Annotated in this window: 17 protein-coding genes; 12 read left to right on the forward strand and 5 right to left on the reverse strand. The window is 67.4% G+C overall.

All coding sequences use genetic code 11. The features are described from left to right. Positions 1 to 285 precede the first annotated feature (285 nt). The 6 genes from O3305_RS17555 to O3305_RS17580 all read left to right on the forward strand — a co-directional run bounded on the left by O3305_RS17555 (position 286) and on the right by O3305_RS17580 (position 8,821). A complete protein-coding gene (locus O3305_RS17555) occupies positions 286 to 1,503 on the forward strand; it encodes an argininosuccinate synthase (protein WP_184162124.1) in 1,218 nt (405 codons plus the stop codon). A gap of 228 nt (positions 1,504 to 1,731) precedes the next feature. Further along, positions 1,732 to 2,460 (forward strand): hypothetical protein, encoded by a 729-nt coding sequence (locus O3305_RS17560; RefSeq protein WP_269573686.1) that lies wholly within the window; start codon positions 1,732 to 1,734, stop codon positions 2,458 to 2,460. A 102-nt stretch (positions 2,461 to 2,562) separates the two neighbouring features. Beyond that, positions 2,563 to 3,690: a Vgb family protein gene (locus tag O3305_RS17565; protein WP_269573687.1), complete on the forward strand. Its 1,128-nt coding sequence runs from the start codon at positions 2,563 to 2,565 to the stop codon at positions 3,688 to 3,690. Between the two features lie 54 nt (positions 3,691 to 3,744). Next, the gene (locus O3305_RS17570; RefSeq protein WP_269573688.1) at positions 3,745 to 5,454 is read left to right on the forward strand and encodes a hypothetical protein; all 1,710 of its coding nucleotides are present in this window, start codon (positions 3,745 to 3,747) and stop codon (positions 5,452 to 5,454) included. A gap of 5 nt (positions 5,455 to 5,459) precedes the next feature. Next, complete coding sequence (locus tag O3305_RS17575) at positions 5,460 to 6,974, forward strand: hypothetical protein (protein WP_269573689.1); 1,515 nt, start codon at positions 5,460 to 5,462, stop codon at positions 6,972 to 6,974. 65 nt (positions 6,975 to 7,039) lie between these two features. After that, positions 7,040 to 8,821, forward strand: coding sequence for a hypothetical protein (locus O3305_RS17580; RefSeq protein WP_269573690.1), 1,782 nt, complete (start codon positions 7,040 to 7,042; stop codon positions 8,819 to 8,821). Between the two features lie 84 nt (positions 8,822 to 8,905). Here O3305_RS17580 and O3305_RS17585 read toward each other — a convergent pair whose 3' ends face one another. Genes O3305_RS17585 through O3305_RS17600 form a run of 4 tightly spaced genes read right to left on the reverse strand, consistent with a single transcriptional unit; the run spans position 8,906 to position 13,362 of the window. Next, positions 8,906 to 10,045 carry a GNAT family N-acetyltransferase gene (locus O3305_RS17585; RefSeq protein ID WP_269573691.1) on the reverse strand — a complete coding sequence of 380 codons (1,140 nt, stop codon included), beginning with the start codon at positions 10,043 to 10,045 and terminating at the stop codon, positions 8,906 to 8,908. A 40-nt stretch (positions 10,046 to 10,085) separates the two neighbouring features. Continuing rightward, positions 10,086 to 11,357 carry a mechanosensitive ion channel family protein gene (locus O3305_RS17590; RefSeq protein ID WP_269573692.1) on the reverse strand — a complete coding sequence of 424 codons (1,272 nt, stop codon included), beginning with the start codon at positions 11,355 to 11,357 and terminating at the stop codon, positions 10,086 to 10,088. Continuing rightward, positions 11,354 to 12,541 (reverse strand): cystathionine beta-lyase, encoded by a 1,188-nt coding sequence (gene metC / locus O3305_RS17595; protein ID WP_269573693.1) that lies wholly within the window; start codon positions 12,539 to 12,541, stop codon positions 11,354 to 11,356. The genes O3305_RS17590 and metC overlap by 4 nt, the downstream gene beginning before the upstream one ends. Then, positions 12,538 to 13,362, reverse strand: a complete 825-nt coding sequence (locus O3305_RS17600) for a sulfurtransferase (protein ID WP_269573694.1) — start codon at positions 13,360 to 13,362, stop codon at positions 12,538 to 12,540. The genes metC and O3305_RS17600 overlap by 4 nt, the downstream gene beginning before the upstream one ends. Positions 13,363 to 13,416: 54 nt before the next feature. Between O3305_RS17600 and queF the strand changes: the two genes are divergently transcribed. From queF to O3305_RS17615, 3 genes are all read left to right on the forward strand, one after another. Beyond that, positions 13,417 to 13,863, forward strand: a complete 447-nt coding sequence (queF, locus tag O3305_RS17605; RefSeq protein ID WP_269573695.1) for a preQ(1) synthase — start codon at positions 13,417 to 13,419, stop codon at positions 13,861 to 13,863. Between the two features lie 144 nt (positions 13,864 to 14,007). Next, on the forward strand, positions 14,008 to 16,269 hold the full coding sequence (locus tag O3305_RS17610; protein WP_184162094.1) for a glycosyltransferase family 4 protein: 2,262 nt from the start codon (positions 14,008 to 14,010) through the stop codon (positions 16,267 to 16,269). 39 nt (positions 16,270 to 16,308) lie between these two features. Beyond that, positions 16,309 to 17,595 carry a glycoside hydrolase family 130 protein gene (locus O3305_RS17615; RefSeq protein ID WP_269573696.1) on the forward strand — a complete coding sequence of 429 codons (1,287 nt, stop codon included), beginning with the start codon at positions 16,309 to 16,311 and terminating at the stop codon, positions 17,593 to 17,595. Between the two features lie 212 nt (positions 17,596 to 17,807). On the opposite strand, the gene O3305_RS17620 is transcribed toward O3305_RS17615, so the two are convergent. Next, complete coding sequence (locus O3305_RS17620; protein WP_269573697.1) at positions 17,808 to 19,841, reverse strand: OPT family oligopeptide transporter; 2,034 nt, start codon at positions 19,839 to 19,841, stop codon at positions 17,808 to 17,810. 87 nt (positions 19,842 to 19,928) lie between these two features. Between O3305_RS17620 and O3305_RS17625 the strand changes: the two genes are divergently transcribed. From O3305_RS17625 to O3305_RS17635, 3 genes are read left to right on the forward strand one after another with little or no spacing between them, the layout of a single operon-like run. Beyond that, positions 19,929 to 20,261, forward strand: coding sequence for an ArsR/SmtB family transcription factor (locus O3305_RS17625; protein WP_269573698.1), 333 nt, complete (start codon positions 19,929 to 19,931; stop codon positions 20,259 to 20,261). Then, positions 20,258 to 20,686 carry an SRPBCC family protein gene (locus tag O3305_RS17630; protein ID WP_269573699.1) on the forward strand — a complete coding sequence of 143 codons (429 nt, stop codon included), beginning with the start codon at positions 20,258 to 20,260 and terminating at the stop codon, positions 20,684 to 20,686. Before O3305_RS17625 ends, O3305_RS17630 begins: the two co-directional genes overlap by 4 nt. A gap of 32 nt (positions 20,687 to 20,718) precedes the next feature. Next, positions 20,719 to 21,786, forward strand: coding sequence for an AI-2E family transporter (locus O3305_RS17635; RefSeq protein WP_269573700.1), 1,068 nt, complete (start codon positions 20,719 to 20,721; stop codon positions 21,784 to 21,786). Positions 21,787 to 21,790: the final 4 nt, after the last annotated feature.

Genomic DNA, 21,790 nt, shown 5'->3' on the forward strand with positions numbered 1-21,790 from the left:
CGAACCGGCGGACGAGGCCCCCGGCGCGGCAAAAGGAAATCGTGACGCCGTCCATCCCCTCGGGGGCTTCGTGGCGGCGCATTGTCATGCCCTGCCAGGTCATGATCCGCTCGCCGCGGGGGCAGGGCGTCGCAGCCAGGAATAGCAGCGGCAGCAATACAGCCATGGGCGCGTCTTCCCCTCCCGAGTCGTATCCGTAGAGCATGCCCCAGCCACAAAACTTGCGGAAGCGGCGCATGGACCCTAGAGCGCCCCGGTTTTCCCGCACATCCTTCGGAGTCGCCCATGTCAGACAAGATCAACCGCGTCGTGCTCGCCTATTCGGGCGGCCTGGACACGAGCGTGATCCTGAAATGGCTCCAGCAGGAATATCAGTGCGAGGTCGTGACCTTCACGGCCGACCTTGGCCAGGGCGAGGAGCTCGAGCCGGCGCGCAAAAAGGCCGAGATGGCCGGCGTGAAGCCCGAGCACATCTTCATTGACGATCTGCGCGAGGAGTTCGTCAAGGACTTCGTCTTCCCGATGATGCGCGCCAACGCGCTCTATGAGGGCCTGTATCTCCTCGGCACCTCGATCGCGCGCCCGCTGATCGCCAAGCGCCAGATCGAGATCGCCAAGCTGGTGAACGCCGACGCGGTCAGCCACGGCGCCACCGGCAAGGGCAATGACCAGGTCCGCTTCGAGCTCGGCTATTACGCGCTCAATCCGGACATCAAGGTGATCGCGCCCTGGCGCGAGTGGGACCTGACCAGCCGCACCAAGCTGATCGAGTTCGCCGAGAAGCACCAGATCCCGGTCGCCAAGGACAAGCGCGGCGAATCGCCCTTCTCGACCGACGCGAACCTTCTCCACACCTCGTCCGAGGGCAAGGTGCTCGAGGATCCGTGGGAGGAAGTGCCCGACTATGTCTATTCGCGCACGGTGAACCCGGAAGACGCGCCGAACGAGCCGGAAGTCATCACGATCGATTTCGAGCGTGGCGACGGCGTGGCGCTGAACGGCGTGGCGATGAGCCCGGCCACCCTGCTCACCGCGCTCAACGAGCTCGGCCGCAAGCACGGCATCGGCCGTCTCGACCTGGTCGAGAACCGCTTCGTCGGCATGAAGTCGCGCGGCATGTACGAGACGCCGGGTGGCACCATCTATCACCTCGCGCACCGTGGCATCGAGCAGATCACCCTCGATCGCGGCGCCGCGCACCTCAAGGACGAGCTGGCACCGCGCTATGCCGAGCTGATCTATAACGGCTTCTGGTTCGCGCCGGAGCGCGAGATGCTCCAGGCCGCGATCGACTATAGCCAGGAAAAGGTCACCGGCACCGTCCGCCTCAAGCTCTACAAGGGCAGCGTGAACGTCACCGGCCGTAAGTCGCCGTACAGCCTGTACTCGGAGAAGGTCGTGACCTTCGAGGACGACCAGGGCGCGTACGACCAGCGCGATGCGGCGGGCTTCATCAAGCTCAACGCGCTCCGCCTGCGCCTGCTGGGTCGCCGCGAGGGCTGATCCCAATATGCGGCGGGCGCCTTGGTGCGCCCGCCGTAACTATGTCCGGTTCGGACATGGTTCCCGTCCGTTCCGGCGGCATTCTGTTATCGCTTTGTTCTCATCGATTCGAGGGGAAGCGAGATGGAGATCAGGCGGCGGACGGCGATTTTGGGGGCGTGCGGCGCCTTGCTCTCCGGCACGGGATGCAGTGCTCAGGTCAGCGAAAAGCATCGCTTCGTTGCCGAGATGATCCGGCAGATTCAGCAGCGGGTGCCCGGCGTCACCGTCGTGCAGCGCGATGATCCGCTGTCGGTATCTCTCAAGGGCGGCGGCCGGGCCGAGAGCACGCTAAACTTCCATCGCATCTATGGCTATTGCCGCCACGCTCCGGCCGCGGATTGCACGGCGGTGCGGACCGAATTCCTCGACAAGGTTCTGCGGAACCCGATGCCGCCGGCGCCGACTCCGGAATCGTTGCGGATCGCTGTGCGCGACGCGCAATATGTGCGGCACGTCCCGGCGATCGTCGCGGAGCCGATCGGCGAGGATCTGTTCGCGGTGCTGGTGTCCAACGCCCCGGACAGCGTATCGACGGTGCCGCCAGAGGCGCTCGGCACGCTCAAGCTCACCCGCGGTCAGGCCTGGGCGCGCGCCTGGCAGCAGACCCGAGCTGGGCTTCCCGCGCTGCCCAGCCCTTCCGCCATGGCGCAGAACCCGGTCCTCTTCGCGGAGCAGCCCTATCTCGCCACGTTGCTTGCCGACACCAAGGCCTGGCGTGCCATCGCCGATGTCGCCGGACCCGAGTTGTTCGTCACCGTCGTCGCGGACGACATGGTCTTCGTCGCCCGCATGCCCGACGGACCCCGGCTAGAGCAGTTCAAGCAGACGGTGCGCGAGGATTGCGCCAGCCAGCAGCGCTGCATCTCGCCGAATCTGTATCGCTTCCGCGATGGCCGTTGGATCGTGTCGCGCTGACGGCCGCGATATTGCCGAAACCGATGCTTCTCCCGATGGCCGCGCATTGTGCGATCATAGGGCCAGGCATAGCTTCCTCCGCGACTTTCAGGGGGAACGGCTATGCACGACATGTCGATGCATCACGGCATGGATCACATGGATCACGGTGCGGCGATCGATACGACGCCGTGCGTCGCCGGACAGGTGATCGAATATCCGCTGGCCTGGCCCGGGGCCGCGCCGACCAGCGGCTGCGCCGCCGCCGATTCCACCCATTGCTGTGTCGAGGGCGGCGGTTCGACGCATGAGCTGGTCTATGACCAGCGGCATGGTGGCGAGGTGTTCTGGGTCTCGGGCCAGAATTACGACCACATCGCCCGGGTGACGCTCGACGGGCAGGCAACCTATTTCGCCATGCCGAAGGGCAGCCTGCCGCACGGCATCAAGTTCGATCTCCACGGGCAGCTCTGGGTGACGTTCGAAGGGCATGGCCAGCTCGCCCGGATCGATCCGGACGGCAGCATCGTCCGGCTCGTCGATGTCCGCCTCCACGGCCCCGGCATCGATCCGCCGATCAACACGCGTCCGCACGGGCTCGGCATCGGGTTGGACGGTGCGCTTTGGTTTACCGGCAAGCTCACCAACACGGTGGGCCGCGTCGATCCGCACAGCTTCGAAGTGCGCCATTATGCGCTGCCGACTCTGGGTGCGGTGCCGATCTATCTCGCCGCGGCGCCGGACGGCGCGATGTGGTGCACCGAGCTGACCAGCAGCAGGATCGCGCGCATCCCGGCGGAGGGCGGTGCGCCGGTCGAGATCGCCATTCCCACCGCCAACAGCCGCCCGATCGCGATCGTTCCGGGGCCGGATGGTCGCATGTGGTTCAGCGAGGAAGCCGGCGGCAAGGTCGGCCGGGTCGAGGCGGACGGATCGATCACCGAATTCCCGGTGCCGCTCACTGCGGCGAACGCCATCCTGGCGGGGCTGGCCTTTGACGATCAGGGCAATCTCTGGGTCCAGCAATATGTTAGCCCGCCACCGAGCGGGCCGGTGGCCGACGATTATATCGTTCGCCTCTCCGCCGACATCCTCCATGCCGAGAAGGGCGACCTGAGCGGTGTCGACATCCGCTATTATCGCGCGCCGTCGCGCGGCACGGTGATGCACCGGATCGTCCAGGGGCCGGACGGCGACATCTGGTTCAGCGAGCTGGGCATCAACCGGATCGGCAAGGTGCGGATCGCGTGAGGCCCGGAAGCGGCTTCTAACGCGCGATTAACCAAAACGGCCTAGCGTGCGGGCATGGAAACGAGCCCGCATCGAGCAGTGTGGCGCGACCTGTGCGTCGCGCTGCTGCTGACTATGGTGCTGGGTGTGGCCTGGGCGCTGCGCGACTGGCAGGATCTCGCCGCGCTGCGCCTGCCCGATACCGACGACATGGTCCGGCTCCAACAAGTTCGCGACTGGCTCGGCGGCCAGGCATTCGCCGATCTCGCCCAGCATCGCCTAGGCGCCGCGCCCGGGCTGGAGATGCACTGGTCGCGGCTCGCCGACCTGGTGCCCGCCGCGCTGATTCTCGCGCTCACCCCGCTGCTGGGCGCGCACGCCGCGACGCTGGCGGCGCTCACCGTTTCGCCCGCCCTGTTGTTCTTCGCCGCGCTGGTGCTGACGGGCGCGATCGCCCGGCGCCTCGGCGCGCCGTCGGCCACCGCGATCCTGCTTGCTGCCCTGGCTTATCCGGCGATCAGTCTGTTCATGCCCGGTCGCATCGATCACCATGCGCTGCAGATGGTGCTGCTCTTGCTGCTGGTCCATGCCCTGCTCGGCACCGGAAGCTTCCGCGCCGGCATGATCGCGGCCCTGGCGATCACCGCATCACTGGTCGTCGGTTTGGAGACGGTGCCGCTGCTCGCGGTGGCCGGCGCCGCAATGGTGATCCTATGGGTCACGGACGCTCCCGGTGCTGGCAGCCGCCTGTTTGGCTTCGGCCTTGTCCTGCCGCTCGCGCTGGTCGGGGCGGGGGTGGTATTCCGCACCAGCGGCTGGAATGTTTTCGCCTGTGACGGCTTCACCGGCCTGCTCTGGCGCGCCGCCCAGTGCGCCGCACTGGCGCCGCTCGGCCTCGCTCTGTTTGCCATATCCGCTCCGCGCAGCCTGCGCGCACGGTTGATCGCCACTGGTATTGCCGGCCTGTTCGTCCTGGTCGCGATGTTGGCGTTCGCCCCCCAATGCCTCCACCCCTATGGCGCGGTCGATCCGCTGCTTGCCCGGCTCTGGCTGGCCGAGGTCGGCGAGGCGCAGCCCCTGTTCGCGGCCCCGCCGGCCAACGCCATCGCCTATGCCGGCCTTGCGCTGGTCGGCCTTCTCGCCAGCGCCCGCATCGCCTGGAAGTCTCGCAGCCCGGGTTGGTGGCTGCTCGTCGCGCTCCAGCTGGCCAGCCTCGCGATCACCCTGCTCCAGCTCCGCGGCGCCTATGCCGGCGCGCTGCTCGCGGCTCCCGCGCTGGCGGTGACGATCACCGCGGCCCGCGCGCGCAACGCCCTGGCGCTGGCCGGTGCCTGGATCGCTGCCACCGGCATCCTCTATCCGATCGCCGCCGCCGCGCTCTTCCCGCCGAAAGTCGAACCCGGCCCGAACTGCACCGCGCCCGATGCGCTTGCCCGGCTCGCCGCGCTTCCGCCCGGCCGCCTGCTCACACCGCTCGATCTCGGTGCCTATGCTCTCGCCGCGACGCCGCACCGCGTGATCGCCGCACCCTATCACCGCAACAACCAGGGGAACCGTGCCATGTACGACTTCTTCATGCGCCAGCCTGCCCAGTCCGAAGCGATCGCCCGTGCATGGGGCGTCGACTATGTCGCCTTCTGCCCCGGCGACCTCGACCATATGGCGAAATCCGCCCAGCCCGAGAGCCTTGCCGCGCAGCTTGGCCGCGGGGTAATCCCCGAATGGCTGGTGCCGCTCGACAAGGGCGACGCACCGCGCATCTACCGGATCGGCAAGCGGCATTGATCGACATGGAACGGCCCGAACTGGAATGGTGGCAGACCCGCTGGTTCGCGCTCGCCGCGATCCTGGCTGCTGCCGTGCCACTGCTCTGGCCGAGCCTGCCGCCGCTGCTCGACCTGCCGGGCCATATGGCCCGCTACCGGGTGATGCTCGGCACCGACGCCGCGACGCTCAACCAATGGTACGAGTTCCACTGGCGCGCGATCGGCTATCTCGGCGTCGATGTGCTGGTGTACCTGCTCGCGCCCTTGCTCGGGCTCGAGCCGGCGGTGAAGCTGATCGTCGTCGCCATCCCGATGCTCACCGTGGCGGGCCTATTGTGGGTCTCGCGCGAGGCGCATGGCCGGGTGCAGCCCGCGGCGCTGTTCGCGCTGCCGCTCGCCTACAGCATGATCTTTCTCTACGGCTTCCTGAACTACACGCTGGCCATGGCGCTGGCGCTCAACGCCTTCGCCTTGTGGCTGCGCCTCGGCCGCCAGCAGCGCTTCCGCCTGCGTGCCGCGTTGTTCGTGCCGATCGCCTGGCTCATCTGGGGGGCGCACCTGTTCGGCTGGCTGGTGCTCGGCTGCTTCGCCTTCCTGTCCGACCTGATGCGCGAGCGTGCCGCCGGGCGCGGCTGGATCGCGGCGATCTGGTGGGCCGGCCTGAACTGCCTGCCGCTCGCACTTCCCTTCGTCATGCTGCTGCGCTGGACCCCCGGCGACGGCGCCGGCACCAGCGACTGGCTGGAGAGCTTCCGGCTCAAGCCCGGCTGGATCGGCATGGTGCTGCGCGATCGCTGGGAATGGTTCGACGTCGCCTCGGTCGCGACGATCGGCCTGCTGCTCTACCACGCCGCCCGCTCGCCCAAATGGCGGTTCGCGCCGCAGCTGGGCGTGGTGACGCTCGGTCTGTGCGCCGCCTTTGTCGTGATGCCGTTCGGCACCGCCTATGCCGATGCCCGGCTGGCACCCTATGGCGTGATGATGGCGCTGCTCGCGGTGGTGCCGCGCGCCGAGGCGGGCCGGCACGATCTGCGCCGGATGGCGATGATCGGCCTGGTCTTCTGCCTGATCCGCATCGCCGGCACCTTCACCAGCATGACGATCGAGGCGCGCGACTGGGATCGCCACCTCGCCGCGGTCGAGCACATCCCTTATGGTAGCCGCGTCGCCGGCTTCGTCACCAACAATTGCAAGCCGCCCTGGGCGCTGTTCCGCAAGAACCACCTGCCGAGCATGGTCGTGGTCCGCCGCGGCGCGTTCGCCAATGACCAGTTCGACCTCGGCTCGACCGGGCTGATGCATGTCATCGCCCCGGGGGTGAAGGGCTATGCGGTGGATCCGTCGGAGATGATCACCAACCGGCCCTGCGCAACGGGAGCGGGACTGCGCGACCTGCGCGGTGCGCTCGCCGGGCTGCCGCGCGGCCGGTTCGACTATGTCTGGCTGATCGAACCGCAGATCGATGATCCGCGCGTGCTGGCCGAGCTTTCGGAGGTCTGGAGCGACGGCACCGACCATCTCTACCGGGTGCACCGCTGATTCCCATCGGATTCATGGACAAGACTGGCTTGTAGGCACGGCCATGCTCGGCCTAAAGAGCCACGATGGACAGGGGCGACGCGTTGCAATGGTGGCAGACACGATGGTTCGTGGCGCTCTGCACCTTCATAGCCATTATTCCGCTGATCTGGCCGACCATCCCTCCGCTGGTCGATCTGCCGGGTCACATGGGGCGCTACCGTGTCCAGTTCACCTATGACCAATATCCCTTCCTCCAGGAATGGTACGACTTCCGCTGGAGCCTGATGGGCAATCTGGGCGTCGACCTGCTGGTCATCCCGCTCCATTATGTCTTCGGGCTCGAGCTGGCGGTGAAGATCATCGTCGTCGCGATTCCGGCGATGACCGTGGCGGGCATGCTGTGGATTGCACGCGAAGTGCATGGCCGGATCCCGGCGACCGCATTGTTCGCGCTGCCGCTCGCCTATGCCTTCCCCTTCCATTTCGGCTTCGTCAATTTCGCGCTGTCGATGGCGTTCGCGCTGCTCGCCTTCGGCTGGTGGCTGCGGCTGGCGCGGCTCGGCAAGTTCACCTTCCGCACGCTGGTGTTCGTGCCGGTCTCGGTGCTGATCTGGGTCTGCCACACCTATGGCTGGGGCCTGCTCGGCGTGCTCGCCTTCTCGGCCGAGCTGATCCGCCAGCACGATCTGCGCCGCAATCCGGAGCTGCCCTGGTACAAGGATATCGTCGGCGGCTGGATCCTTCCCTGCTTCTTTGCCGGCCTGCAGTGCATCGTGCTCGTCCCGCCCGCCGTGATGATGGTTCTGTGGCGCTCGGGCGACCATGTCTCGGGCCAGACCTTCGACATGTTCAACTGGCGCGCGAAGATGCTCTGGATCACCCAGGTCTTCCGCGATCGCTGGCAGCTGTTCGACCTCGCCTCGGTCGGCGTGCTGTTCCTGCTGCTGTTCAAGGCGGTGCGCGATCCGAACATCCAATATTCGCGCAACCTCGCGCTGTCCGCGATCTTCCTGACCCTGGTCTATGCGCTGCTGCCGCGCGTCGTGTTCGGCTCGGCCTATGCGGACATGCGCCTGGTGCCGTTCCTGCTGGCGATCGGCATCCTCGCGATCCGGCCCAAGCCCGGCCTGTCGATCCGTGGCGCCGCCACCGTCGCGGCACTCGGCATGGCGTTCTTCTGCGTCCGCATCGGTGCGACGACCTGGAGCTTCCTGCTCTACAGCGGCACCTATGATCGCGAACTGAAGGCGCTCGAGCATCTGCCGCAGGGCGCCCGCCTGATCACCTTTGTCGGCGAGACCTGCCGCTACGAGTGGAAGCAGACCCGCCTCCAGCACGTCCCCGCGCTCGCGCTGGAGCGCAAGCTCGCCTATACCAACGACCAATGGTCGATGGCCGGCGGCCAGTTGCTCACTGTGCGCTACGAAGCGGCCAAGCGCTTCGCCCATGATCCCTCGCAGATCGTCACCGACGTGCAGTGCCCGCGCGAATATTGGCGTCCGGTCGCCTGGGCGCTGGCCCGCTTCCCGCGCGATGCGTTCGACTATGTCTGGATGATCGAGACGCCGAACTATGATCCGCGCTTCGAGCAGGGCCTGATCCCGCTATGGCGCGACGGCGCCAGCGCGCTGTTCAAGATCGATCATTCGGTGCCGGCGCCGGTGATCAAGCCCGGCGAGCTGCCGGTGCCGCGCTGGGAACGCGACATCATCCTGCGCGAAGGCCATGGCGGCGAAAGCCGCCTACCCGATCCCGAGGCGAGCCCGGTGCCCGAACCGATCGAATCGCCGGTGCCGACGCCTGAGCCTACGCCGTCGCCCAGCCCGACGCACAAGGCGGCGAAGCACAAGAAGGCAAAACACTAGGGCATACGGCATTCAGCCATTGCGATTCCCCGGCGCTCGCCGGGGAGCGAGATAGCTATTCGGCAGACTGAATCTCGATTTGTCTCAAGCACCCCGCCGGAAGGGCGTCATCTCGCCGAGATATTCCTGTTCCTGCGCCACGGCCTCGCGCTCGCGCTCGAGATAGTCGGCCACGGCGCGGCGGAAGCCCGGATCGGGCAGGTAATGCGCCGACCAGGTGGTGACCGGCGAATAGCCGCGCGCCAGCTTGTGCTCGCCCTGCGCCCCGGCCTCGACGCGCTGCAATCCGCGTTCGATCGCGGCGTCGATCGCCTGGTAATAGCAGAGCTCGAAATGGAGGAAGGGCACTTCCTCGGTGCAGCCCCAATAGCGGCCATAGAGCGTGTCGGCGCCGATCAGGTTGAGCGCGCCGGCGATCGGCACGCCGTCGCGGCAGGCGAAGATCAGCAACACCTTGTCGGCCATCTCGCGGCCGAGCAGGGTGAAGAAGCTGCGAGTCAGATAGGGGCGGCCCCATTTGCGGCTGCCGGTGTCCTGGTAGAAGTTCCAGAACGCGTCCCAATGCGCGTCGGTAATCTCGGCACCGCTCAGGTGGCGGATCTCCAGGCCGTAGATCGCGGCAGCGCGTTCCTTGCGGATCGCCTTGCGCTTGCGGCTGGCGAGCGCGCCGAGGAAGTCATCGAAATTGGCATAGCCCTCGTTCGCCCAGTGGAACTGGGTGCCGGCGCGCACCAGCCAGCCTGCCTGCTCGAACAGCGGCAGCTGCGCGTCGTCGAGGAAGGTCACGTGCGCCGAGGACAGACGGTTCTGGTCGGTAACTGCCTCGATGCCTGCGATCAGTCCCGGCGCCAGCGCCCCGTCGCGCAGCAGCAGGCGTGGTCCGGGCACCGGGGTGAAGGGCACGGCGATCTGGAGCTTGGGATAATATTGGCCGCCGGCCTGCTCCCAGGCATCGGCCCAGGCATGGTCGAACACATATTCGCCCTGGCTGTGGCTCTTGGCATAGGCGGGCGCGATCGCGGCGGGGCGGCCTTGGCCATCCTCGATCACGATCGGCAGCGACTGCCAGCCCGCGCGCGGGTTCACCGATCCCGAGCGCTCGAGGATCGACAGGAAGGCATGGCTTACAAAGGGATTGCGGTTGCCCGCACACGCGTCCCAGTCGCCCGGCAGGATCGAGCTGACTCCATCGGCGATGCGGGCGGTCACGGACGAGGCGGGCACGCAGGCAAGATAGGGACGGCCCCCCATCCAGGGCAATGGCCTAAGGTTGCTTCTCGTCGTGCCCGAGCAGCCGCACCTCGCGCTGTGGCAGCGCCAGCGCGATGCCGTGTTCCTTGAACATCGCCCAGAGCCGGTTGAGCACGTCGCTCTTCACGTTGCCAACGCCGCTCTCGGGATCGCTGATCCAGGTGAGGATCTCGTGCTCCACCCCGCTCTCGCCGAAGGCGGAGAGGCGGACATTGGTCGGCGGGTCGTTGAGTGCGCGCGGGCTTTCCTTGGCGGCGCGCAGCATCAGCTCCTGGGCGAGCTTGAGGTCGCAGTCGTACGACACGGTCACCGGGATGCGGACGCGGACGTTGCGGTCAGTATACGACCAGTTCTCCACTTCCTGGGTCATCAGGATCTCGTTCGGGATCAGATGCTCCTTGCCGTCGCGGGTGACTACGCTGACCGCGCGCACGCCGATCTTGTTCACCCAGCCGAAGCTGTCCCCCACCACGATCACGTCGCCCGGCTTGATCGAGCGGTCCATCAGCAGGATGATCCCGGCGATCAGGTTACCGATCGTCTTCTGCAGCCCGAAGCCGATGGCGAGGCCGAAGGCGCCGGAGAAGACCGCGAAGGCGGTCAGGTCGATGCCGAGCAGGTCGATGCCGACGAAGAAGGCGATCACCACCGTCGCGATCGCCGCCAGTTTCTGGAACAGCAGCTTCTGGGTTGGGTCGAAGCCGCGCGCGCCGGCAATCCACTGGGTGAGGATGCGGTTGAACAGCCGCACGCCGGCGAACAGGGTCAGCACGGTCACCCCGATGCTGAGCAGCGAGAGCAGCGTCAGCCGCCGCGTGCCGATGTCGATGCCGACCCGCTCCAGCGTCTCGCGCGTCGCGGCGAACCCGCCGATCGCGTGGCTGAAGATCGCGGCAAAGGCGATCGCGGCCGCGGTCCAGGCGACCGAGCGCGGCATGTGCAGCCCGCGCAGCACCGCCACCGCGAACATCGCCGCGGTCGTCCCGGTGACCAGCCCCAGCCCCAGTGCGGCGAGCGGGTGCCAGGCCCAGCCGGCCAGGACGACGCCCAGCAGCAGCGTGGCGACGCCGTAGCGCAGTACCTCGCAGATCCGCCCGCTGAACAACGGCCCGTGATCGGCGTCGCGCGACCAGTATTCGGCGATCCGCGGCCCGATCCTGCGCCCGGCGATCCAGCCCAGTCCGAGCGCCGCGACGACCAGGCCGACGGCAACCCCCGCTTCGGTGAGCTCGGGTGGCGAGGGCAGATTGTGCCCCGCCAGCCAGTCGCCGAAGCGCTGCATCATCCGCGTGCCGCCCGGAATGCGGCGAGGCCGCGGTCGAGGTCCGCGATCAGGTCGTCCGGATCCTCGAGCCCGATCTGCAGACGGACCACCGGCCCCTCGGCCTTCCACTCGGTCGCGGTGCGGAAGCGCTGCGGGTCTACCGGCAGCGCCAGGCTCTCATAGCCGCCCCAGCTATAGCCGATACCGAAATGCTCGAGCGTGTCGATCAGCGCCGCGCGCTCCTTCTCGCCGCCACCGTCCAGCACGAAGGAGAACAGCCCCGACGCGCCGCGGAAATCGCGCAGGAAGATCTCGTGCCCCGGGCAATCTGGCAGCGCCGGGTGGAGCACCCGCGCCACTTCGGGCCGGGTCTTGAGCCACTCGGCGATCTGCAGCGCGGCGCGGCCATGCTGCTCGAGCCGGATCGCCATGGTCCTGAGGCCGCGCGCGCCGAGCCAGGCATCGTCCGGGCTTGCCGTCTGGCCCAGCTGGTATGTCGTGTCGCGCAGCGCCTGGTACCTGCCCTGCGCCGCGGTGACCGACCCCAGCATCACGTCGGAATGGCCGACGACATATTTGGTCGCCGCCAGGATCGTATAGTCCACGCCCAGCTGGATCGCCGGGAACAGCAGCGGCGTCGCCCAGGTATTGTCGAGCACCGTGGCGATTCCGCGATCCTTCGCCACCGCGACGATCGCCGGCACGTCCTGCACCTCGAATGTCAGGCTGCCGGGGCTCTCGAGCAGGATCACCTTGGTGTTCTCGCGGCACAGGGCCGCGATGCCCTCGCCGATCAGCGGGTCGTAATAGGTCGTCTCCACCCCGATCCGCCTGAGCAGCCCGTTGGCGAAGTTGCGGGTGGGGTCATAGGCGCTGTCGGGCACCAGCAGGTGATCGCCCGGCGACAGCAGCGCGAGCAGCGTCGAGACGATCGCCGCCACGCCCGACGGATAGAGCAGGGTGGCCTCGGCGCCCGGCTCCAGCTCGGTCAGCGCGTCCGCCAGCGACCATTGGGTCGGCGTCCCGCGCCGGCCGTAGAACAGCCGGTGATGCGTATCGCGCGCGCCGCTCGCCCGCAGATGCGCGACATCGTCATAGAGGATCGTCGAGGCGCGCCACACCGGCGGGTTGACGATGCCCTGCGTCCATTCCTTGCGCCGCCCGGCGGAAACGACCTTGGTCTTGTCGTGCTTTTCGCTGCTCATGCCGGGCCCAATGCCTTGGCCGTCTCGGGACGGCTACCCCATTCGGTCCAGCTGCCGTCATAAAGTGCGGCCTCGTTGTCGAGCAGGTGCGCGCCGAACGCCAGGATCGCCGCGGTGATCCCCGATCCGCAGGTGGTCACCAGCGGCCGGCCCAGGTCGATGCCATGCTCCTCGAACACCGCGCGGATATGCTCGGGTGTCTTCCAGGTGCCGTCGGCATTGAAGAACTTGGGATAGGGGACGTTGCGCGATCCCGGGATATGCCCGGCCGCCACTTCAGCGCGCGGATCCACCTCGTCGCCGGTGAAGCGCGCCGCCGAGCGGGCATCAGCGATCTGCCCGGTCTCGGCCTTCATCTCGTCGAGCGTGCGGACGCGCGAACGTGGCGGGCGGACCACGAAGCCGCCCGGCTCGGTCCATGGCAGGCCTTCCTCGCAGACCCGCCCCTCGGCCTTCCACTTGGCCATGCCGCCATCGAGCAGCGCGACATCGACGCCGGCGAGCCGCAGCACCCACCAGGCCCGGCACGAGGTGTGGTGCGGGCCATTGTCGTAGAGCACGATCTGCGTCTCGGTATCCGCGCCCAGCGCGCGTAGCCGCTCGGCGATCTTGGCGACGGTCGGCACGGTCGAGGGCAGCGGGCTGGTCTCGTCGATCAGCGTATCGAGATCGAGGAAGCGCGCGCCGGCGATATGCTCGGCCTCGAACTCCGCGCGGGGATCGCGCGGCGGCGATCCGGGGATCGTCGAGGTATAGGTCGCGTCCAGCACCAGCACATTGTCGGCCCGGGCCAGCCATTCGGTCGTTACGAGGCTATCCATGGCGGGATGTCCTAGGAGGATGCAAAGCGGCGCGCAAACGCCTACATGGCCCGGATGGACGCCAAGCATCTCGGAAAAACCTCGACTCTCCCCGCCACGCCGGAAGAAGCCGAGCTCGATTATGTGCCCAATCCGCGCAAGGGCACCCGCTATCTCATCCGCTTCGCGGCACCTGAGTTCACCTCGCTCTGCCCGATCACCGGCGCGCCCGATTTCGCGCATCTGGTGATCGACTATGTGCCCGGCGACACGATCGTCGAATCCAAGTCGCTCAAGCTGTTCCTCGGATCGTTCCGCAACCACGGCGCCTTCCATGAGGATTGCACCGTCGGCATCGGCCAGCGCCTGTTCGACGAGATGAAACCGGAATGGCTCAGGATCGGCGGGTACTGGTATCCCCGCGGTGGTATCCCGATCGATGTTTTCTGGCAGTCCGGCACGCCGCCGGAAGGTGTCTGGGTGCCCGATCAGGGCGTTCCGGGCTATCGCGGCCGCGGCTGAACGCCAGATTTACAAGACGACTTGATAGTCGTATTGTGCTGCGTTGCAGCATGATGAAACCTTATTGAAAACAGTGAGTTTGGAAGGGTGAGCGTGGGGGCAACACGCAATTGAGTTTGCGATAGCGAAAGGAAAGATCGGCGCATGAAAGCCCCGAATATCCAGCACATCGCGCTGATCGGCAACTTCCTCCCGCGCAAGTGCGGACTCGCGACCTACACCACCGATACCTATGCCGCGCTCCGGCAGCGCTTCCCGGACCTCAAGGTCGACGTCTATGCGATGGACGATCATCCGGGCCGATATGATTATCCCGATGCCGTGACCGCCTCGATCCCCGAGCAGGACCGTGCCGCCTATCTCGGCGCGGCCCGGGTGATCGAGGCCTCGGGCGCCCAGGCGCTCTGGGTCCAGCATGAATATGGCATCTATGGCGGCCCCGCCGGCGAATATCTGATCGCGCTGCTCGATCGCCTGTCGATCCCGGTGATCGCCACGCTGCACACCGTGCTCGAAAACCCCAATGCCGATCAGCGCCGGGTGATGGATGCGCTGCTGCGCCGCGCCTCGCAGGTGATCGTGATGGCCGAGAAGGGCCGCGAGATCCTCAAGCGCGTCCACGGCGTTGACGATCGCAAGGTCGCGATGATCCCGCACGGCGTGCCCGATCGCCCGTTCGCCGATCCGCAGGCGTTCAAGCCGCGCTTCGGCTGGCAGGGCCGCGAAGTGATCCTCACCTTCGGCCTGCTCGCGCCGAGCAAGGGCATCGAGACGATGATCGGCGCCATGCCGGCGATCGCCCGGGCGCGGCCCGATTCGCTCTATGTGATCCTCGGCGCCACCCATCCCAATCTCGTCGCGCATGAAGGCGAAGCCTATCGCGACCGGTTGAAGGCGCTCACCGCCGAGCTGGGCGTGGCCGACCATGTCGCCTTTGTCGACGGGTTCGTCGAGCAGGACGAACTGCTCGATTATCTCCAGGCGGCGGACGTCTATGCGACGCCCTATCCCAATCCCGCGCAGATCACCTCGGGCACGCTTTCCTATGCGGTCGCGGTCGGCAAGCCGGTGGTCTCCACTCCCTATATCCACGCCACCGAAATCCTTGCCGACGATCACGGCGTGCTGGTCGGCTTCGGCGACAGCGATGCCTTCGCCCGCGAGATCAGCCGCCTGCTCGCCGACAAGCCGGCGCGCATGGCGCTGGCCGAGCGCGCCTATGCCCGCGGCCGCACGATGCTGTGGCCGCGCCTTGCCGAAACCGCGATGGATGCGCTGGTCCGGATCGTTGCCGCGCGCCCGCGCCGGGTCGGCCGGGCGAAGCAGGAGCTGCGTCCGCTCAAGCCCGATATCGCCGCGGTGGAGCGGATGAGCGACGCCACCGGCATGCTCCAGCATTCGATCTATTCGGTGCCCGATCGCCGTCATGGCTATTGCATCGACGATAATGCCCGCGCGCTGATCCTGATGTCGAAGATCGACGATATCGACGAGACGCTGCGCGACAAATGGACCAGCGTCTATGCCGCCTTCGTCCAATATGCCTGGAACGAGGATCTCCGGCGCTTCCGCAACTTCATGAACTTCGATCGCACCTGGTGCGAGGATGTCGGCTCCGAGGATTCGAACGGCCGCGCGCTCTGGTCGCTTGGCGTCACCGCGCGCGATGCCAGGGCGCAGAAGCATCGCGACTGGGCCTCGGCGCTGTTCGATACCACGGCCGGCATCGCCCTCGAGCTGGGCAGCCCGCGCGCCCGCGCCTTTGCGATGCTGGGGGCCGCCGCGATGCTCGATGCGCATCCGGGCCACGCCCGCAGCCGCGAAATCCTCACTCGCTTCGGCGCGGAGCTGATCGAGCTGCTCGACGGCAATCGTCGTCCGGAATGGAGCTGGTTCGAGATCGTCCTGGCCTATGACAATGCCCGCCTGCCCGAGGCGCTGCTGCGCGCCGGCGTGGCGCTGGGGCGCAGCGAGTTCACCAGCGTCGGGCTGGAGACGCTCGAATGGATCGTCGCCCAGCAGACCTCGCCCGAGGGACGCTTCCGCGCCGTCGGCACCGAGAGTTTCGGCCGCGCCTATGCCGCGCCGATGCAGTTCGACCAGCAGCCGCTCGAGGCGCAGGCGACGGTTGAGGCCTGTGTCGCCGCGCATGAGGCTACCGGCGAGAATCGCTGGGTCGAGGAAGCGGTGCGCGCCTATCGCTGGTATCTCGGCGCCAATGATCTGGAGTTGCCGCTCGCCAGCGCCCAGGATGGCGGCTGTTTCGACGGGCTGATGCCGCACGGCTTGAACCGGAATCAGGGCGCCGAGTCGATTCTGGCACTCCAGCTGGCGAATTGCGCGATTTCGGCTCTTTCAAAAGCGACCGAAAACATGGCAACACCGTTGCGAGCCGCCGTCGCGTAACGATTTCGCGCCGGTGCGGGGACAATGGCTGGGAGCCGGATGCTCGATATTTTCAATCATGCGCTGCGCCTGAAGGCCGATCCTTCGCGTGTTGTGGTCCGCCCTTTCCATATCGCCTGGACCTCCAACGGGTCGGGCCCGAGCCGCAGCGAGCGGCTGGTGACCGAAGTGCTGGCGATGTCGCCGGGCGAGGCGCGCAGCCAGCTCGAGATCGTGCTCAAGGATTTCGAGGCGCGCCACTGGCAGACGCGCCGCGTGTTCATGACGCGCTATGACGAGATCGAGGGGATGCTCGGGCTCGACGGCAGCCAGATCGGCGACGAGAAGCGCCAGCTGATCGGCGCCTATTTCTGCCATGAATACAGCTATGCCGCCGCCGCGCTGATGAACCCCAGCGCGGTGCCGCATTATGACCAGACCGGCATGCCGCCGGGCAGCCTGCGCATCCTGATGAGCCTGCGCGCGGTTGGGGAAGGGCATATCTCCTCGGTCGCCTTCCGCGAAGGCATCATTACCGACGGCAACGACCTGGCCCTGGCGCCCGAGCCGCCCTTTGCCACCGCGGCGGACGCGCGCGAGGAGGACGAGGCGCATATCCCCGAGGGACCGGTCACCGTCTATCGCCACCGCGATTCGACCCTGTCGGGCACGGTGATCTTCCCGATCACCAAGGCGCAGTCGAACGGGCTCGAGGATCTGCGCATCACCCATTTCCGCCATGACGACGGCGAGGAAGAATGGATCGGCACTTATACCGCCTATAACGGTTCGGTGATCCAGTCCGAGCTGCTGCGCACGCGCGACTGGCGGACCTTCGATCTCGTACCGATGTCGGGCAGCGCCTCGCGGAACAAGGGCATGGCGCTGTTCCCGCGCACGGTGAACGGCCGCTACATGATGCTCGGGCGTCAGGACGGCGAGAACATCTTCCTCCATGCCTCGGACGACATCACCAGCTGGGAAGGCGGCGAGCTGCTGATCAAGCCGAAATTCCCCTGGGAGCTGGTCCAGATGGGCAATTGCGGGCCGCCCATCGAGCTCGACGAGGGCTGGCTGATCCTCACCCACGGCGTCGGCGCGATGCGCAAATACTCGATCGGCGCGGCTTTGCTCGACAAGAACGACCCGTCCAAGGTGCTGGCGCGCTCGGCCGAGCCGTTGCTGGCGGCGGCGGACCAGGACCGCGAGGGCTATGTGCCCAACGTCGTCTACACCTGCGGCGCGATCAAGCACGGCGACAAGCTGTTCATCCCGTACGGCGTGGCGGACAGCTCGGTCGCCTTCGCCTTCGTGCCGATCACCTCGATGCTCGCCCAGATGGCCTGAGGCCGGAGCGGAGCACCTCTAAGTTCCCCGGCAAAGGCCGGGGCCCAATTGCAATGTCGTTCGTGAGGTTCCGGCGCCGTCGATAATGCGCCGAGACTGGGCCGCGGCCTTCGCCGGGGAACGGTTAAGCCCACTCCTGGCCAGTGCTTTTCTGTGCTTCTGCGATTGGGCACCCGGCCCGGGATAGGGGCCGGGCCGGGTGCGCTCATGCCTCAGCGATAGGTGGCGATATCGTCCGCCGGGGTCTCCGGCCCCGAGCCCGTCGGCGTCTTGCTGACCAGCTTGCGCGTCATCGTGTACGACACCGCGATCAGTCCGAAGAACAGCAGCGGCGCGATCCACAGCGCGACGCTCTCGAAGCTCTCGGGCATGATCGCCAGCGGTGCGTCGTTGGGCGGGATCGGCGAGTTGCGGTTGGCCCAGGCGAGGATGCCGGCAAAGGCGACGCCGAACAGCGATTCGCCCACGATCAGCCCGGTCGCGGCCAGCACGCCCATCCGCTCGGCGAACTCCGGGTTAGCCTGGCGCTTGGCCCAGCGGTCGTAGAAATGGCCGATCAGCGCGCCGACCGGGATCAGCAGGGTCAGGCCCATCGGCAGATAGATGCCCATGCCGACGGCGAGCGGCGGCAGGCGCATCTTGCCGGTCTTGCCCAGCACTTCGTCGATGATGATGACACCGACGCCGATCAGCGCGCCGAGCCCGATCAGGTTCCAGTCGATGTCGCCGCCGAGCACACCCTTGGCGATCGACGAGATCAACGCGGCCTGCGGCGCCGACAGCGCATTGGGGCCGGCGCCGGGCATGCCGACAAAGCCGAGCGTGTTCTTGAGCAGGTCGAGCACCAGCGGAATGGCGAGCGAGCCGAACACCACGCCCAGGATCAGCGCGAGCTGCTGCTTCCACGGCGTCGCGCCGACCAGCTGGCCGGTCTTGAGGTCCTGGAGATTGTCGTTCGAGATGGTCGCGATCGAGAAGATGATCGCGGTGGTGAACAGCGCATAGGCGATCAGCGCGTTGGTGCGCGACGGATCGGCCTCATGCCCGAACACCGCCACCAGCAGCAGCGAGGCGCCGAGCACGGCAAGGATGCCGACGCCCGAGACCGGCGAGTTCGACGCACCAATCAGGCCGGCCATGTAGCCGCAGATCGCCGCGATCAGCACGCCGACGATCAGGACATAGGCAAGCGATCCGCCGATCACCGCAAAGGCATGATCGTGCACCGGCCCGCCGGCCGAGAAGGTCCACAGCAGCCAGGCGATCGGGACAAGCGTGGCGAGGGTGATGAGGGCGACCACGCCGATCGGCATGTCGCGCTCGGTGATGTCGAGCGCCTGGCCGTCCTGGCGCGCGCGCGAGGCGGCAAGGGCGGAGCGCAGGCCTGCGATGATCGGCCCGATGATCTTGAGCAGCGACCAGATCGCCGCGACGCCGATCGTGCCGGCGCCGATAAAGCGCACCTGGCCGCGGAAGGTCGAGCCGACCAGCGCGTCGATCCCGCCGCTGATGTCGCCGCCATGGGCGAAATAGGGCACCAGCACCGTCCAGGAGATCAGCATGCCGAAGAACATCGCCGCGCCGACCGAGATGCCGACGAGATGGCCGACGCCGATCAGCAGCATCGACCAGCTGGTCGACCAGCCGGTGGCGGTGCCGCCGACCGCGAAATTCTTGCCCGCTTCCTCGGCGACCAGCTTCATCTTGCCGAGCAGCGCGAACACGCCCGAGAAGATCGTGCCGACGATCAGCGTGCGCAGGCCCGCCGCATTCTCCTTGTCGCCCGCGCCCGATCCCGAGCCGACCTTGAGCACTTCGGCGGCGGCGACGCCTTCCGGATAGGGCAGGTCGGTGCCGGTGACGAGCGCGCGGCGCAGCGGCACCGAGAACATCACGCCGAGCACACCGCCGGTGATGCACACCGCGACGGTCGTCCAATAGGGGAAGCCCGACCACCAGCCGACCATGATCAGGCCTGGCAGCACGAACACGATCGCGGCGAGGGTACCCGCGGCGGATGCGATCGTCTGGACGATGTTGTTCTCGAGGATCGTGCCGCTCTTGAACGCCTTGAGGATCGCCATCGAGACGACCGCGGCCGGGATCGAGGTAGCGAAGGTCAGGCCGACCTTGAGGCCGGCATAGACGTTCGCCGCGGTGAACAGGATGGTGATCAGCGCGCCGAGGATGATGCCGCGGAGCGTGAGCTCGGCCATCGGCCGAGCGGAAGTGGATGGTTCGGTCATCGCGGGAAACTGGCACCGCAGGCCCGGCGAGGACAGCATTTTTTGCGGCGGGTTGATTTGAATAACCACATGGTTATGGATTGGCGCATGGAGCCGATAGCCCACTCCGCCGCTGACGCGCTGTTCCGCGCGCTGGGCGACCCCACCCGGCGGACGCTGTTCGAGCGGCTGGCGCGATCCGAGCTGACGGTGCGTGCGCTGACCGAGGGAGCGGGAATCTCCCAGCCGGCGGTGTCCAAGCATCTCGCGGTGCTGAAGGGCGCGGGGCTGGTGCTCGACCGGCCCCAGGGGCGCGAGACGCACTACCGCGCCAATCCCCGCGGCCTCGCGCCGCTGCTCGACTGGATGCGCCTGCACGAGGCGCTGTGGGCCGACAGCTTCGATCGGCTCGAGGACCTGCTCAGGAGAATGGATCAATGATCGAGACGCGCACCCTGGTGATGGAGCGCGACTTTGCGCATCCGCCGGAGAAGCTGTGGCGCGCGATCACCCAGCCGCATCTGATCGCCGAATGGCTGCTGCCCAACGACTTCGCTGCCGAGCAGGGCCACCGCTTCACGCTGCAGAGCCCAGGTGCGCCGGGCTGGAGCGGGCGGATCGACTGCGCGGTGCGCGAGATCGAACCGGGGCGCCAGCTCTCGTATAGCTGGGATACCGGCGGCGGAGAGGAAGCGATGCCGCGCTTCGAATCGGTGGTGACGCTGACGCTCGAGCCGGTAGCGGGCGGCACGCGCCTGCGGATGGAGCAGAGCGGCTTCACCAACGCCAGCAACTATGGCGGCGCGCGCTTCGGCTGGGGCAAGTTCCTCGACCGGCTGGAGAGGGTTGCCGCCGCGCTCGCTTGAACGATCGGGCGTTGCGACGCTACGCTGGCGGAATGAACACGGGAACCGAGACGGCGCAGCGCGCCGCACGCCTGGCGCTGGTGGGCGCATTGCTGCTCCTTGGCCTCTGGGTCGCGCATGGCTTCATCGCGGCTTTGCTCTGGGCGGTGGTGCTGACGATCGCGGTCGATCCGCTGCATCTCAAGCTGCGCGCGATGCTGCACGGCTCGCACCGCATCGTCATCCCGCTGATCATCACCCTGCTCGCGGCGCTGGTGGTGCTGATCCCGCTCGGCTTCGGCATCGGCCAGGCGCTGCGCGAGGCGCATGACATCACCCGGCTGATCGCCGAGGCGCAGGCGCAGGGCGTGCCGGTGCCCGACTGGGTCGCCCGCCTGCCGGTCGGCAGCCAGGCGGTGCGCGACTGGTGGCTGACCCATCTCGCCCGGCCCGAGGATGCTGCCGAGCAGCTGCGCCTGCTGAGCGGCAGCGAGTGGCTGACCCACTCCCGGGCGATCGGCGCCAATGTCGCGCACCGCGCGGTGGTGTTCGGCTTCACCCTGCTCACGCTGTTCTTCGTGCTGCGCGACCGCGACGCGCTGATCGCGCAGGGACGCATCGCCGTGTCGCGGCTGTTCGGTCCGGCCGGCGAGCGGGTAGGGACGCAGGCGATCCGGTCGGTGCGCGGCACGATCGACGGGCTGGTGCTGGTCGGCCTCGGCGTCGGCGCGCTGATGGCGATCGTCTACCTGGTCGCCGGCGTGCCGCACCCGCTGCTGCTCGGCGGTGCCACCGCCATCGCCGCGATGATCCCGTTCGGCGCGCCCTTGCTGTTCGTGCTCGCCGCGATACTGCTGCTGCTCCAGGGATCGGTGGTCGGCGCGATCCTCGTGGTCGCGATCGGGCTCGTCATCATCTTCATCGCCGACCATTTCCTCCGCCCGGCGATGATCGGCGGGGCGACCCAGCTGCCCTTCCTCTGGGTGCTGATCGGCATCCTCGGCGGCGTCGAGACGCTCGGCCTGCTCGGCCTGTTCATCGGCCCGGCGGTGATGGCGGTGCTGGTGATGCTGTGGCGGGAGTTCCTGGCGCCGGCGGCAGCGAATCTATCCGAAACCTGACTGC

Origin of the sequence: Sphingomonas sp. NIBR02145 (genome assembly GCF_027359115.1) — a bacterium.
GTDB lineage: Bacteria > Pseudomonadota > Alphaproteobacteria > Sphingomonadales > Sphingomonadaceae > Sphingomonas > Sphingomonas kyeonggiensis_A.

What these genes read in the sequence shown, in the direction of transcription:
- O3305_RS17555 (WP_184162124.1), top strand. Translation starts at nt 286, where the DNA reads ATGTCAGACAAGATCAACCGCGTCGTGCTCGCCTATTCGGGCGGCCTG.
- O3305_RS17560 (WP_269573686.1), top strand. Translation starts at nt 1,732, where the DNA reads ATGATCCGGCAGATTCAGCAGCGGGTGCCCGGCGTCACCGTCGTGCAG.
- O3305_RS17565 (WP_269573687.1), top strand. Translation starts at nt 2,563, where the DNA reads ATGCACGACATGTCGATGCATCACGGCATGGATCACATGGATCACGGT.
- O3305_RS17570 (WP_269573688.1), top strand. Translation starts at nt 3,745, where the DNA reads ATGGAAACGAGCCCGCATCGAGCAGTGTGGCGCGACCTGTGCGTCGCG.
- O3305_RS17575 (WP_269573689.1), top strand. Translation starts at nt 5,460, where the DNA reads ATGGAACGGCCCGAACTGGAATGGTGGCAGACCCGCTGGTTCGCGCTC.
- O3305_RS17580 (WP_269573690.1), top strand. Translation starts at nt 7,040, where the DNA reads ATGGACAGGGGCGACGCGTTGCAATGGTGGCAGACACGATGGTTCGTG.
- O3305_RS17590 (WP_269573692.1), bottom strand. Translation starts at nt 11,357, where the DNA reads ATGATGCAGCGCTTCGGCGACTGGCTGGCGGGGCACAATCTGCCCTCG.
- metC (WP_269573693.1), bottom strand. Translation starts at nt 12,541, where the DNA reads ATGAGCAGCGAAAAGCACGACAAGACCAAGGTCGTTTCCGCCGGGCGG.
- O3305_RS17600 (WP_269573694.1), bottom strand. Translation starts at nt 13,362, where the DNA reads ATGGATAGCCTCGTAACGACCGAATGGCTGGCCCGGGCCGACAATGTG.
- queF (WP_269573695.1), top strand. Translation starts at nt 13,417, where the DNA reads ATGGACGCCAAGCATCTCGGAAAAACCTCGACTCTCCCCGCCACGCCG.
- O3305_RS17610 (WP_184162094.1), top strand. Translation starts at nt 14,008, where the DNA reads ATGAAAGCCCCGAATATCCAGCACATCGCGCTGATCGGCAACTTCCTC.
- O3305_RS17615 (WP_269573696.1), top strand. Translation starts at nt 16,309, where the DNA reads ATGCTCGATATTTTCAATCATGCGCTGCGCCTGAAGGCCGATCCTTCG.
- O3305_RS17620 (WP_269573697.1), bottom strand. Translation starts at nt 19,841, where the DNA reads ATGACCGAACCATCCACTTCCGCTCGGCCGATGGCCGAGCTCACGCTC.
- O3305_RS17625 (WP_269573698.1), top strand. Translation starts at nt 19,929, where the DNA reads ATGGAGCCGATAGCCCACTCCGCCGCTGACGCGCTGTTCCGCGCGCTG.
- O3305_RS17630 (WP_269573699.1), top strand. Translation starts at nt 20,258, where the DNA reads ATGATCGAGACGCGCACCCTGGTGATGGAGCGCGACTTTGCGCATCCG.
- O3305_RS17635 (WP_269573700.1), top strand. Translation starts at nt 20,719, where the DNA reads ATGAACACGGGAACCGAGACGGCGCAGCGCGCCGCACGCCTGGCGCTG.